At 55.9% G+C, this 13440-nt stretch carries 15 protein-coding genes; 10 read left to right on the plus strand and 5 right to left on the minus strand.

The window, feature by feature from the left end:
• The first annotated feature begins 25 nt into the window (after positions 1 to 25).
• Together H598_RS0119790 and ndk are read left to right on the plus strand one after the other, a co-directional pair.
• Positions 26 to 457, plus strand: a complete 432-nt coding sequence (locus tag H598_RS0119790) for a hypothetical protein (protein ID WP_156897117.1) — start codon at positions 26 to 28, stop codon at positions 455 to 457.
• A gap of 111 nt (positions 458 to 568) precedes the next feature.
• Positions 569 to 1000: a nucleoside-diphosphate kinase gene (ndk, locus tag H598_RS0119795; protein WP_028114556.1), complete on the plus strand. Its 432-nt coding sequence runs from the start codon at positions 569 to 571 to the stop codon at positions 998 to 1000.
• Between the two features lie 60 nt (positions 1001 to 1060).
• Here the strand turns inward: ndk and H598_RS0119800 are convergent, their stop codons facing one another.
• Positions 1061 to 2119 carry a CNNM domain-containing protein gene (locus tag H598_RS0119800; protein ID WP_028114557.1) on the minus strand — a complete coding sequence of 353 codons (1059 nt, stop codon included), beginning with the start codon at positions 2117 to 2119 and terminating at the stop codon, positions 1061 to 1063.
• Positions 2120 to 2277: 158 nt separating this feature from the next.
• On the opposite strand from H598_RS0119800, the gene rlmN reads away from it, so the two are divergent.
• The 8 genes from rlmN (at position 2278) to der (ending at position 10998) form a co-directional block, all read left to right on the plus strand.
• Positions 2278 to 3396 carry a dual-specificity RNA methyltransferase RlmN gene (gene rlmN / locus H598_RS0119805; RefSeq protein WP_028114558.1) on the plus strand — a complete coding sequence of 373 codons (1119 nt, stop codon included), beginning with the start codon at positions 2278 to 2280 and terminating at the stop codon, positions 3394 to 3396.
• Positions 3397 to 3424: 28 nt separating this feature from the next.
• A complete protein-coding gene (gene pilW, locus H598_RS0119810) occupies positions 3425 to 4198 on the plus strand; it encodes a type IV pilus biogenesis/stability protein PilW (protein WP_028114559.1) in 774 nt (257 codons plus the stop codon).
• On the plus strand, positions 4195 to 5154 hold the full coding sequence (locus H598_RS0119815; protein ID WP_028114560.1) for a RodZ domain-containing protein: 960 nt from the start codon (positions 4195 to 4197) through the stop codon (positions 5152 to 5154). The genes pilW and H598_RS0119815 overlap by 4 nt, the downstream gene beginning before the upstream one ends.
• An 8-nt stretch (positions 5155 to 5162) precedes the next feature.
• Entirely contained in the window at positions 5163 to 6278 is a 1116-nt protein-coding gene (gene ispG, locus H598_RS0119820) for a flavodoxin-dependent (E)-4-hydroxy-3-methylbut-2-enyl-diphosphate synthase (protein ID WP_028114561.1), read from the plus strand.
• Positions 6279 to 6362: 84 nt separating this feature from the next.
• Positions 6363 to 7640: a histidine--tRNA ligase gene (gene hisS, locus H598_RS0119825; protein ID WP_028114562.1), complete on the plus strand. Its 1278-nt coding sequence runs from the start codon at positions 6363 to 6365 to the stop codon at positions 7638 to 7640.
• 13 nt (positions 7641 to 7653) lie between these two features.
• Positions 7654 to 8262 carry a YfgM family protein gene (locus tag H598_RS0119830; protein ID WP_028114563.1) on the plus strand — a complete coding sequence of 203 codons (609 nt, stop codon included), beginning with the start codon at positions 7654 to 7656 and terminating at the stop codon, positions 8260 to 8262.
• An 11-nt stretch (positions 8263 to 8273) separates the two neighbouring features.
• Positions 8274 to 9464, plus strand: coding sequence for an outer membrane protein assembly factor BamB (gene bamB / locus H598_RS0119835; protein WP_035416292.1), 1191 nt, complete (start codon positions 8274 to 8276; stop codon positions 9462 to 9464).
• 61 nt (positions 9465 to 9525) lie between these two features.
• The gene (gene der / locus H598_RS0119840) at positions 9526 to 10998 is read left to right on the plus strand and encodes a ribosome biogenesis GTPase Der (RefSeq protein ID WP_028114565.1); all 1473 of its coding nucleotides are present in this window, start codon (positions 9526 to 9528) and stop codon (positions 10996 to 10998) included.
• Between the two features lie 344 nt (positions 10999 to 11342).
• Here der and H598_RS26190 read toward each other — a convergent pair whose 3' ends face one another.
• The 4 genes from H598_RS26190 to H598_RS26650 form a co-directional block, all read right to left on the minus strand.
• The gene (locus tag H598_RS26190) at positions 11343 to 11615 is read right to left on the minus strand and encodes a hypothetical protein (RefSeq protein WP_211227330.1); all 273 of its coding nucleotides are present in this window, start codon (positions 11613 to 11615) and stop codon (positions 11343 to 11345) included.
• An 88-nt stretch (positions 11616 to 11703) separates the two neighbouring features.
• Positions 11704 to 12330: a hypothetical protein gene (locus H598_RS0119845; RefSeq protein ID WP_156897118.1), complete on the minus strand. Its 627-nt coding sequence runs from the start codon at positions 12328 to 12330 to the stop codon at positions 11704 to 11706.
• Positions 12331 to 12471: 141 nt separating this feature from the next.
• Positions 12472 to 13128 (minus strand): DUF4272 domain-containing protein, encoded by a 657-nt coding sequence (locus H598_RS0119850; RefSeq protein ID WP_211227331.1) that lies wholly within the window; start codon positions 13126 to 13128, stop codon positions 12472 to 12474.
• Between the two features lie 207 nt (positions 13129 to 13335).
• The coding region (locus H598_RS26650; protein WP_156897119.1) for an IS3 family transposase at positions 13336 to 13440 on the minus strand (105 nt) is incomplete at its 5' end.

Genomic DNA, 13440 nt, shown 5'->3' on the forward strand with positions numbered 1-13440 from the left:
ACTCAAACGAGGTGAACGAGTGCTGGTGATCTCCCCATGTGATGAAGTCTTCGTTCGCATGCTGGCACAGCAGGTCGGCGAACCGGGTGAGATCGACATCCTAACCGATCACGTCATGAAATCCGCCATGTTGAAACAACAGTACGCCGATCTGCCGTCGGTGCAGGTGTTGGTGCGCGGACCGGCGGTGCGCAGCGTCGATTATCAGGCGGTCGTGTGGCTGGGTGCCACCACCGAGTCTGGCAGTGACATGGCGCGCGAGATTCAATTCAGCTGGCGTCTGCTGGCCAAATGTGGCCGCTTGCTGCTGGCGATTCCTCAGCAACAGCAGGACTCCGCCGAAGCGTTGCACGAGGCGATGGAGATCGGCAATGGCTTAGGCTTTGTCACTCGCATGCGCCGTTGCTGCGATGACCATCGGCTGTGGATCGGGGTCAAATACCTGTGTAAAACGTGATCTTCGCAAGGCTGAATTTGAGCCTTGGTGTGATTTAAGTCGGGATTTTTGGCGCGGGTTAGCATATAATCCGCGCCAAATTATATAACAACCCTAAATATGGAGAGAAAAATGGCGATTGAACGCACTTTTTCCATCGTTAAGCCCGATGCCGTTGCCAAAAACCTGATCGGTGCCATCTACAGCCGTTTCGAAAGCGCCGGTCTGAAGATCATCGCTTCTAAAATGGTTCACCTGAGCCAGGAGCAGGCCGAGGGTTTCTACGCCGAGCACAAAGAGCGTCCTTTCTTTGGCGCACTGGTTGAGTTCATGACTTCCGGTCCTATCATGGTTCAGTGCCTGGAAGGCGAAAACGCCGTTCTGGCCAACCGTGAAATCATGGGTGCCACCAACCCTGCCGAAGCGGCTCGCGGTACTCTGCGTAGCGACTTCGCGAATTCCATTGATGAAAACGCCGTTCACGGCTCCGACGCGGTTGCGTCTGCCGAGCGTGAAATCGCGTACTTCTTCACTCAGGAAGAGATCTGCCCACGCACCCGTTAAGCGGTTGCTCGCAGAATAAAAAAAAGCGCCCTCGGGGCGCTTTTTTTGTTTCGGTGACCCCTACTCCTCAGAGTCGTTGTCACTCAGTTCGATGCCGCGCTTCTTCTTGCGCTGTTCCCACAGCATGCGTGCCACCACCTGCATGTCGGCAGCGGGATCGGTCATGTCGACGATCTCCAGCCCCAGCAGTGACTCGATGATGTCCTCCATGGTGACGATACCCAGCACGCTGCCGTATTCATCCACCACGATGGCAATTTGGGTGTGGCGCTTCAGCAGTTGCTCAAACACCGCCATCAGTTTGGTGCCTTCCGGCAACACCAGGATGGGCTTTTTCAGTGAGCGCAATGGTTTGTCCGGGCTGCTCTTTTCTGCCAACAGTACCTCGGCACGGTGAACGTAACCGACGATGTCGTCGCGATCCTCATCGTGCACCGGAATCCGGGTAAAGTGCATGCCGCCCTCGCTGCTGACAAACTCGTGCAGGGTGGTGTGCTGGCTGGCGGAGTGAATCACGGTTCGCGGCGTCATTACCGCGGTGACCGGCACATTTCGGGCGTTAAGCAACTGCTTCATAATACTGGATTCTTTTTCATCCAGTTCACCGGATTGGTGGCCTACGTCGGCCATGGCCGACATCTCTGCTCGAATGTAGTGGCCCTGTTCGCCCTTGCCCATCAGGCGAGTGACCTTGAGTGAGATCCACACCAGTGGCTTGGTCAGAGTTACCATCCAGTTCAGCGCCAACGAGACAGAGGGCGCCAGCGAGCGCCAGTAGTTGGCACCCAGGGTCTTGGGGATGATCTCGGAAAAGAACAGAATCGCCAGGGTCAGGACCGCCGAAAACAGCCCCAGCATGTTATCGCCAAACACCTTGGCGGCCTGGGCGCCGGCCCCGGCGGCCCCGGCGGTGTGGGCGATGGTGTTGAGGGTCAGAATCGCCACCAGTGGCGCCTCGACGTCCTCTTTCTGGGCCTCAAGACGGGCGGCCGCCTTGGGGTTGGAGTTTTTCAGGTTGGCGATGTAACTGGGGGTGACACTCAACAACGCGGCTTCAAAGACGCTACAGACAAAGGAAACGCCGATGGCAGCCAGAATGTATGTGACTAACAGAAACATTGAGTAAATTCAGACAATATAAGAAGTGTGCCGCTAGTTTAGCATGAACGGCGGCCGACGCACCTGAATCCCGCCTGACGTGGGCTGTGGTAGACTTTACACTGGCTTACCCTGTACAATTGCGCGCCATTTTGGGCCAGAGTCGAGGAGCATTTCAGATGACTGAGAAGGTCAATTTATTAAACCTGAATCGTAAAGCGATGCGGGAATTTTTCGCCGAGTTGGGCGAGAAGTCGTTTCGTGCCGATCAGATGATGAAATGGATCTATCACTTTGGTCAGGATAACTTTGATGAAATGACCAACTTCAACAAGGGCTTGCGTGCCAAGTTGAGCGAGTTGGCCTGCATTGAAGCGCCGCAGATTGCCGACAGCCAGCACTCATCCGACGGCACCATCAAGTTTGCCATCGACGTTGGCAACGGCCAGGAAGTGGAGACCGTCTACATCCCCGAGGACGACCGCGCCACCCTGTGCGTCTCCTCTCAGGTAGGCTGTGCCCTGGAATGCAGTTTCTGCTCTACGGCCCAGCAAGGCTTCAACCGCAACCTGACGGTGGCGGAGATCATCGGTCAGGTGTGGCGGGTCGCCACCTATCTCGGCTTGTCTCGAAACACCAAAGATCGACCCATTACCAACGTGGTGATGATGGGCATGGGTGAGCCACTGCTGAACATGACCAACGTGATTCCGGCCCTGGACATCATGCTGGATGATTTCGGTTTCTGCCTGTCCAAGCGGCGGGTCACCCTGTCTACCTCCGGTGTGGTACCGGCGCTGGACAAGCTGGGGGATCAGATTGACGTTGCCTTGGCCATTAGCCTGCACGCCGCCAATGATGAGTTGCGGGACCAGTTGGTTCCGGTCAACAAGAAATACAATATTCAGATGTTCCTGGAGTCGGTTCGGGGCTATCTGGGTAAATCCTTTGCCAATAAAGGGCGGGTGACGGTGGAGTACGTGATGTTGGATCACATCAACGACAGCACCGATCAGGCCCATGAATTGGCCCAGGTGATGAAAGACACCCCTTGTAAGATCAATTTGATTCCCTTTAACCCTTACCCGGGCAGCCCCTATGGCAAGAGCTCGAATTCTCGCATCGACCGCTTTGCCAAGGTGTTGATGGAAAAGGGTTATACCGTTATTGTACGCAAGACCCGCGGCGACGATATTGACGCCGCTTGCGGTCAATTGGTGGGGGATGTGAGAGACCGCACCAAACGAATGCTGAAAAAACGCATGCACGGTGAACAAATTTCGGTAAAAATGAACTAATTACCTGTTCGACGGGAATTCGTTCAGTATGAAGGCATGGATAGCCATTGGCATTACTGTGGTATTGTGGGGTTGCGTCAGTCAAACCACCCTGGATGGGCGGGAGCTGACCCAGGCCGATGCGGCGGTTGAGGCGGAACAGGCCGCCCGGGAACGGGTGGCACTGGCACTGGGGTATCTGGAGAGAGGAGACCTGGAAGCCGCCAAACGCAACCTGGATCGGGCCCTGGAGCACCAACCGCAGTCGGAATCGGCACTGCTGACCCTGGCGTATTACTTCGAGCAGGTGCAGGAGACGGAGCAGGCCGGAGCGGTGTACCGCCGGGTCATCGAGGCCCATCCGAACAGCGCGGATGCCCGCAATAACTACGGCGTCTTCTTATGTCGCCAGGGGCAGTGGCCCCAATCCGAACGGCAGTTGTTGGCTGCCATCGAGTTACCGGATTACGCCAAACAGGGAAAAAGTTACGAAAATCTGGCGCGATGTGCCCTGAAAGCTGGCTTAGCGGAGCCGGCACAGCAATACTTTCAGATGGCATTAAAGTATGATCCTGGTCGCACCGACTTATGGTTGGAACTGGCAGAATTAGCGTTTCGCCAACAGGACTACCCGCAAGCCAGGTTGGCGTTGTCCCAGTACCACGCGACGAATGCGGCCTCGGCAGTGACGTTATGGTTGGGTGTCGAGATAGAGAGCCGGGCAAACCACAAGAAAGCTGCGCAGCGTTTTGGAGCGCAGTTGCTGGTGAATTACCCCGAGTCGGAACAAGCTAAGGCATATCGGGCAAAGAATTACCAATGAGTGAAAATCAGCAACACCAAGAACAACAAGAACAAACGGTGATCACACCAGGTCCGCTGCTTAAGGCGGCCAGGGAAGCAAACGGACTGACAACCCAGCAGGTTGCTCAGCGTCTCAGCCTGCGCCGCTCTGTGGTGGAGGGGATTGAGAACGACGACTACGAGTCCGGCACTACCACTACCTATCTTCGCGGCTATGTCCGCAACTACGCTCGCCTGGTTGGCGTTAGCGAACAACAGATTGCCCAGGCTCTGATGGCGCTGCCTCACTCTCAAGAGCAGACTGCCATGCAGAGTTTCTCCCGTCGTACCTCCAAGCAGCAGCGCGACAGCCGCTGGATGCTGTTGACCTGGATCATCGCCCTGGGCCTGGTGGGGCTGCTGGTGTGGTGGTGGGTCACTAAACCTCAGTCGCTGCTGGAAACCAGCAACGTGGTGACCGTGCCAGCGGTGGTCCAGCAAGTGACTCAGCCTGAGCCCGAGACTCCGGCCCTGATCGCCGCGAGTGACGAGGCCACAACAAACACTGCCGCCGAAACGACCCCTGCCGAGGCGCTTGAGGTGGCCACTGAAATGTCGGCCCAGACTCCTGAGCCAGCCGAGAGTGGCGCCATTGAGCCGATCGTGACCCCTGAGCCTCAATCGGCTTCCGCCACCACTGCGACCACCGAGGCCCCGGCGGCGGAAACCGAGGCGACGCCAGCGCCAGCGGTGGTGCAGGAGCAGGTGTCCATCCGCCTTCTGGGCGATTGCTGGATGCTGCTGAAGGACGCCGACGGCAACACCCTGCTGGAGGGGCTTAAGCGCGAAGGCTATGAGCAGCAGTTGTCCGGAAAAGCCCCCTTTAAACTTCGTATCGGTGCCCCGGAAGTGGTGGCGCTGGAATTTAATGGCAAGTCGATAGACATGTCAGGCTATCGCCCCGGTAAGGTGGCGGTCATCACCCTGGCCAATTAAGGTATCCCATGCAACACGAATCCCCGATCAAGCGTCGTCACACTCGCCAGGTAATGGTGGGCAATGTGCCTGTTGGCGGCGGTGCCCCTATCGCGGTTCAGTCCATGACCAATACCCGAACCACCGATGTGGCGGCGACCGTGGCCCAGATTCAGGCCATCGAGCGTGCCGGTGCCGACATCGTTCGCGTGTCGGTACCGACCATGGAAGCGGCTGAATCGTTTAAGGCGATCAAGCAGCAAACCAGCATTCCTCTGGTGGCCGACATCCATTTCGATTACCGCATCGCCCTGAAAGTGGCGGAGTACGGTGCCGATTGCCTGCGCATCAATCCGGGCAACATCGGTAACCAGGAACGCATCAAGGCGGTGGTGGATGCCGCTCGCGAGCGCAACATTCCGATTCGCATCGGCGTAAACGCCGGGTCGCTGGAAAAAGACATCCAGGAGAAGTACGGCGAGCCGACACCGGCGGCGCTGGTGGAATCGGCCATGCGTCACGTACAGATTTTGCGCGACTTTGAGTTTGATAACTTCAAGGTCAGCGTTAAGGCGTCGGATGTGTTCCTGGCGGTGGACGCCTACCGTCTGCTGGCCGACGAGATTGAACAGCCAATCCATCTGGGGATCACCGAAGCCGGTGGTCAGCGGGCCGGGGCGGTTAAGTCGGCCATCGGCCTGGGACTGCTGCTGAACGAAGGCATCGGCGATACCCTGCGGGTGTCACTGGCGGCGGACCCGGTGGAAGAGGTTAAGGTGGGCTTTGATATTCTCAAGAGCCTGCGCATCCGTTCCCGAGGCATCAACTTTATCGCCTGCCCCTCCTGCTCTCGGCAGGAGTTCGATGTGATCAACACCGTCAACGAGCTGGAGCAGCGTCTGGAAGACGTGACCACGCCGCTGGACGTCTCCATCATTGGCTGTGTGGTCAATGGCCCAGGTGAGGCACTGGTGTCGGATCTGGGGCTGGCGGGCAGCAACCGCAAGAGTGGTTTCTATGTGGATGGCGAACGTCAGAAAGAGCGTTTGGACAACGAACAACTGGTGACCTTGCTGGAAGAACGTATTCGCCGCCAGGTGGCGATCAAGCAGCAGCAGATCGACGTTAAAGAGATCCAGGACTAATTTGAACTCCCCGTGGGTTCCGTGTGCCCGCCGGTGTGGCCGGGCAGCGGACACGGGGAATTTTTACGTATAAAAGAGAGTAACGTGAGTAAACAGATTCAAGCGATTCGAGGCATGAACGATTGCCTGCCGGGCGAGACCGCCAAGTGGCAATGGGTGGAAGCGGCGCTGCGGGAAACCGTGGCCAGTTACGGGTACCAGGAGATCCGCACCCCTATCGTGGAGATGACCGGTCTGTTTAAGCGGGCCATCGGTGAGGTAACCGACATTGTCGAGAAGGAGATGTACACCTTCGAGGACCGCAATGGCGACTCGCTGACCCTGCGCCCTGAAGGCACCGCCTCCACCGTTCGTGCCGGCAACCAGCATGGCTTGCTGTACAACCAGGAGCAGCGGTTGTGGTACATGGGCCCCATGTTCCGCCATGAACGCCCGCAGAAAGGACGTTACCGCCAGTTCCATCAGTTCGGTGTTGAGGTGTACGGCATCGGCAGCGCCGACGCCGACGCCGAAGTGCTGATGATGTCTGCCCAGTTGTGGAAACGCCTGGGCATCGACAGCCAGGTTCGCCTGGAGCTGAACACCCTGGGCAGCAGCGACGAGCGTGCCGCCTACCGCGATGCGCTGGTGGCCTTCCTGGAGCAGCACAAAGAGGCTCTGGATGAAGACAGCCAGCGTCGCATGTACACTAACCCACTGCGGGTACTGGACAGCAAAGATCCTCAGGTTCAGGCGTTGCTGGGCGATGCCCCGGCCCTGAAAGATCATCTGGGTGAGGAATCCAGGCAACATTTTGATCTTTTGTGTGAACTGCTGGACGCTGCTGGCATCCAATACACCGTTAACCCCCGTTTGGTTCGCGGCCTGGATTACTATAACCACACCGTATTCGAGTGGATCACCGACAGCCTCGGCTCTCAGGGCACGGTGCTGGCCGGTGGTCGCTATGATGGCCTGGTGGGCCAACTGGGGGGCAAGGACACGCCAGCGGTTGGATTTGCCTCCGGCATTGAACGCTTGGTGTTGCTGCTGGATACCCTGGGTAAATTTGATGCCTTGCCGGCGGCGGTAGACTGTTACGTCTGCGCCATGGGCTCCGGCACCATGAGCAGTGCCATGGCACTGGCCGAGCAGTTGCGCAGCGACACCACACTCAAAGTGATGTCTCACTGTGGTGGCGGCAACTTTAAGAAACAGATGAAACGCGCCGACAAGAGCGGTGCCGCGGTGGCACTGATCATCGGTGAAGATGAATTGCAACAAGGCGTAGTGACGGTTAAGCCACTGCGCGGCGAAGGAGAGCAGCGTCAGGTGAGCCGTGAAGAGCTCAGCCAACTGCTGCCTTCTCTTGTAAACGCTTAAGGGGATAGTCCACGTGGAAATCTACAGCACCGAAGAACAACAAGTCGAAGCGATTAAATCGTTTTGGAAAGAGTACGGAAACTCCATCATTGGTGGTGCGGTCATCGGCCTGGCGGGCTTGTTTGGCTGGAACACCTATCAGGACTATCAGCGTGAGCAGGCGGAAGCTGCATCGGTGGCGTTTGAAGCCACCATCGCTCAGGCCGGCGCCACCGAGGCCCTGACCGCCGCGGTGGATGAGCTGACCCTGAGCCACAGCGACAGCGCTTACGCCGATCTGGCCAACCTGATGCTGGCCAAGGCCGCCGCAGACAGCGGCGATCTGACTCAGGCCAATCAGCGTCTGACCGAGGTTCTGGGCAGCATCGATGCGGATTTCAAACCGCTGGTGCAGTTGCGACTGGCTCGAGTGCAGATGGCTCAGAGTGATCTCGATGGCGCCCTGGCGACGCTGGCTGGCATCAGCAACGAAGCGTTCGTCGCTCAGCGCGATGAGCTTAAGGGCGACGCCCTGAAGCAGCAAGGTGATCTGCAGGGTGCCCGGGAGGCCTACCTGGCTGCCCAGACCGCCGGCAGCAGCAGCCAGGAGCTGCAGATGAAGCTCGACGATCTGGCGATTTGAGGACGAATTTGATGGCGAAGGCAGGAAAAGGATGGCTGGCCGGGCTGATGGTATTGGCCCTGATGGGCTGTGCCTCCAGCGATGAGGAAGAGATCGGTATTCAGGTCTCCCCCCTCCCGGAGATCGAAGCCACGGTAACCGCAGACGTGGTTTGGCGTGCCAGCAGTGGCGACGGCATTGACGAGTATTGGTCCAGCCTGTCGCCCGAGGTGGCGTATGGCAAGGTATTTGCTGCCGAGCGTTTTGGGCTGATCACCGCTTACGACCAACAGACCGGTAAGGAGATCTGGACTCAGAATCTGCGCCGTGAATTTGCTCTGGGGGCTCTGAAGAAGAACAATGGCGCGCGCCTGTCCGCGGGCATCAGCCACGGCTTTAACCGCATCTTTATCGGTAGCGAGAACGGGGTGCTGTTCGCCCTGAATCAGGAAACCGGTGAGGTTGACTGGCAAGCCAATACTCGAGGTGAGTTGTTGTCGGATCCTGCCATTGTTGATGGCAAGGTGGTGGTCAATACCGGCTCCGGTAAGGTGCAGGCGTTTGATGTGGACAGCGGCGAGTTGCTGTGGACTTACGAACTGACCATGCCGTCGCTGGTGCTGCGCGGCACCAGTGGAGTGGCCTCCAGCCAGGGCGCGGCCCTGACCGGTACCCCGGACGGCAAGCTGGTGGCGGTGTTCTCCCAGCAGGGGGCGCCCATCTGGGAAGCACGCCTGGCCGAGGCCAGCGGTTCCAACGAACTGGAGCGGGTGGTTGATGTCGACAGCAAGCCACTGGTGCTGGGCCAAACCGTATACGGCACCGCCTTTAACGGCAACCTGGCGGCGGTGGAGTTGCGCAGCGGCCAGATCAAGTGGCAGCGTCAGTACTCCAGCTATGCGCCGATGGATCTGCAGGGCAATGCGCTGTACCTGACCGACAGCAGCGGCACCGTCTATTCGGTGAATCGTCAGAATGGCCTGGAGACGTGGGCCAACAGCAGCCTGACCGGTCGCATGGTTACCGGCCCGGCCGTGATCGGCAACTACCTGGTGGTGGGCGACTTCGAAGGATACCTGCACATCATGGACCGCGACAGCGGCACCCTGGTCGGCCAACTGCAGATTGACGGCTCCGGGCTCTATACTCAACCCTTGGTGGTGGATGATAAAATCTACCTTCAGACCCGGGATGGGCGCATTGCCGTGGTGACAATAGGCTAAGGCACTGCTAGAATACTGCGCCCCCATATTGGGGGCGTTTTTTATTAAAGAGGTTTTCACCATGATGCCAGTGGTAGCCCTGGTTGGGCGTCCGAATGTGGGCAAATCGACCCTGTTTAACCGCCTGACCCGCACGCGGGATGCCCTGGTGGCAGACTTTCCCGGTTTGACTCGAGACCGTAAATACGGCCAGTCCAAGCTGGGTGAGCATGAGTTCATCGTGGTGGATACCGGTGGTATCGATGGCACCGAAGAGGGCATCGAAACCAAGATGGCCGAGCAGTCGCTGGCGGCCATCGATGAAGCGGATGTGGTGCTGTTCATGGTCGACGCGCGCGCCGGCCTGACCGTGGCCGATGAGGCCATTGCCGCCCATCTGCGCAGCCAGCAAAAATCGGTATTCCTGGTGGCCAACAAAACCGATGGCATCGATGCCGATTCCGCCTGTGGCGAATTCTATGCCCTGGGCATGGGCGAGGTGCACCAGATTGCCGCCGCTCAGAACCGTGGCATCAGTGGCCTGATTCTGCGTGCCCTCGAGCCGTTCGTGGAGCAGTTTGTCGCCGACAACCCAGAGTCAGAAGAGCTGGGTGAACAGGACGACGACGTGACCCTGTACACCGAAGAGGACGCCGAAGCCCAAGCCAAGCGCCTGCAGGACCAACCGATTAAGCTGGCGATCATCGGTCGCCCCAACGTCGGCAAGTCAACCCTGACCAACCGCATCCTCGGCGAGGAGCGGGTGGTGGTGTACGACATGCCGGGCACCACCCGGGACTCGGTGTTCATTCCCATGGAGCGTGATGGCCGCGAATACGTGCTGATCGACACCGCCGGTGTTCGTCGTCGCGGTAAGGTGCACGAAGCGGTGGAGAAGTTCTCGGTCATCAAGACCCTGAAGGCCATCGAAGAAGCCAACGTGGTGCTGCTGACCATCGATGCCCGTGACGGCATCTCGGATCAGGACTTATCGCTGCTGGGCTTCACCCTGAATGCCGGCCGAGCGCTGGTGATTGCGGTGAACAAGTGGGACGGCCTTAGCAATGATGTCCGCGAAGAGATCAAGCGCGAGCTGGATCGTCGTCTCGGCTTTATCGATTTTGCCCGTTTGCACTTTATTTCGGCGCTGCACGGTACCGGTGTCGGCCACCTGTTTGAGTCGGTGCAGGAAGCCTATGCCAGCGCCACTCAGCGTCATAACACCTCGGTTCTGACCAAGGTGATGAAGATGGCGGTGGACGATCACCAGCCACCGATGTCCCACGGCCGTCGCATCAAGCTCAAGTACGCCCACGCCGGTGGTTACAACCCGCCGATTGTGGTGGTGCACGGCAACCAGGTGAAGGACCTGCCGGACTCCTACAAGCGCTACCTGATGAACTACTACCGCAAGTCGCTGAAGATCATGGGCAGCCCGATTCGGATTCAGTTCCAGGAAGGGGCCAACCCCTTCGACGGTCGCCGCAAGAAGCTCAGCGGCGATGATCTGAAGAAGCGCAAGCGGGTGGTCGCCCACCTGCGCAATCGTCGTTAACGGCTGGTTCCGTATTCGCAGCAAAAAGGTCGCTCAGGCGGCCTTTTTTGTTGCCTGACCGGCACCGGCTGGTTCGGGTTAGTTACAGACAACCGACGATACGTCGTGGTGGTGACGGGGCGCTGTGCGGCGTCTAATCCGCTCGAGTCTAGCCTGGGGGGAGGGGCGGCGATGGTAGCGACATAGAGCCTCCTTACAGAGCCTTTGTGTGCGTTTGCGGCCAGCGCCGTCTCAGACAGACGAAGCAGCATTGCTTGGCGGTCTCGACATACTGAGCGGGCTCTGACAGCGTGGTTGGGGGGACTTGGTCTTTGACAGGGAGAAAGGTTGCAGGTGTTATGTTTCTATTGGCAACTGAATTCAAGGGAGACATTGCCAGGGCGCCCAAAGCCAGAATTGGTCATTTGTAAGTCTTCAGTCTTTACGCGCTTTCCTTGCTGGGCGCAGAATTCATTAGCCTCTTGGTAAACCTCAGCTTTAACTCCGTCTGGTGGACCAAACCCTACTTGTGCGCTGCGCTGAGCAATCATATATCTGCCTTCATCCATAGGAATGACGCCTGTGCTACTACAGCCAATTAAAATGACTGATAAAAGTACCAAACCAAAATTCTTCACAAAAACTCCCTTCTCTTTGAGAAATATAACGATTACAGCAGGCGCGCGGCTTTTTGCGTCTGCTTTCCTGTGATTGTTAAGTACTGTATTAGTCGAACTCCGTTTCAATGTTCTCATTAGACCAAACACGATTCCCTTTTTGTTCGGTAATAGACCAAGTACTAAAGATACTGCCGTAAGATAGAGCTACATCACACATGAACTCTACCCAGCCCAAGTGTTGCTCAGTGGTCAGGTTCACAGCATACGGCCGCGAAGTGCCATTAATATGCCAATACTCACCTTTTTTACTGATAGTCATTTCGTAGTTTTCACTGAGTTGGTTTTTAAGGCCATTTGCACCAGCTTCATTCTGTGTGAAAAAACTAAAGTCTAGAATTAGATCTATTTCGCTAGTTATATTGTTTTTATCCAACTCCAAGTTGATTAATCTAGCCTGAGTAAGGCGGCGATTCTTTATCCGTTCATGATACTCGCCCCAGGTCTTCTGTGCGTCTTGCTTACTCATTCCTTGTTCCTCTGCCGCTACAGCTCCACAAAATATCAGAACGAAAAATATGAATTTGTTGATGATTTCCATAGGCGCTTGACGCCGCAACCAACGGCCAAAATGTGATGGCGCATTTATTACGCCGTTTGCAATAAATATGACAACGAGTTTTGGTCCGATTTGAGTTGCCTTGTTATAATACGGTGTAGCCTGTCTGTTTCTCAACTTTTACCACCTGTTATTGAATGCTCCAAGAACCGCCTTTTGGGGAGTTGGCGCTGGATTTCATCGAGGCCTCATTGACTAAGCGAGGCTGCAGGCACTGGCGCTTAGTGAGGGATTTTAAAATGGGTGTCTATTTTATTTTTACGTGTCTGTTGAGATATCATCCCATTCTTGTTCCATATAACCCATGAGCCAGTTAAGGGCGTAATGGCGCTCCATGACAACGCTAGAGTCAATGTCTTCAGGGATTTGTAGATTGTTAACACGAGCATCTACAACAGCCCAGTGATAGCGATAGATTAAGTCATTCTCATCAAGTATCTCTTGAATTGAACGAAGCTGTGAGTCATTTATGAATTCACTTTTGCTTCTCTGTTGCATAAAGGTTACTGCAGCAGGTACATCACAAATCGAATTTGGATGTGTAAGTTCTGGTACGTAACCTAATGCCCATAATAAAACCCAAGCAGCCTCATAACGCCAAATAAACTGTGTCTTATCGAATGGAGTCGGCTCTGGATTATTTATGAATTCAAGTTCTTTAGGTGTAAATGCTTTTGAGAGGTCATAGCTTTTTATTACATTATTGACTATCTCTTGCTCCAATCCTTCAGCCTTAACCGCTACAACTAAAAGAGCTAAGGCTCTTGTAGCTACTTCCGATGTTGTTCTTATAAGGGCTTCGTTGGAATCTTCTATATATGGAAGATGCTTATTTATTGGAACGCCGAATTTTGAAAGGATTGCTTCTGATCGATCTTTCCTTTCTTCAGCTTCCTTAGATATTTTTACTTCCATTCTTTGAATCCTATCTTTTCTAATGTCTATATCAGATGCAAAAGCACTGTGAAAACTAAATATGAATAAAAGCGGTATAACTGATTTCATAGTATTGACACGTAACGCCGCGCTCAGCCGCTGACAAAAGTGGCGCTGAAATTGCGCAAGCAATTTGAGTGACGCTTTTGGCAGTGATCCTGACCCGATAAAATGGACACGGGTTTGTTATGCCGCGACTCTCTCATATTGCTGCGGACTTTGATAGCCCAGGCTTGAGTGCAATCGACGACGGTTATAGAACTGGTCAATGTAGTTAGCCAGTTCGTCTTT

It is taken from the genome of Ferrimonas kyonanensis DSM 18153 (assembly GCF_000425405.1).
Classification (GTDB): Bacteria; Pseudomonadota; Gammaproteobacteria; order Enterobacterales; family Shewanellaceae; genus Ferrimonas; species Ferrimonas kyonanensis.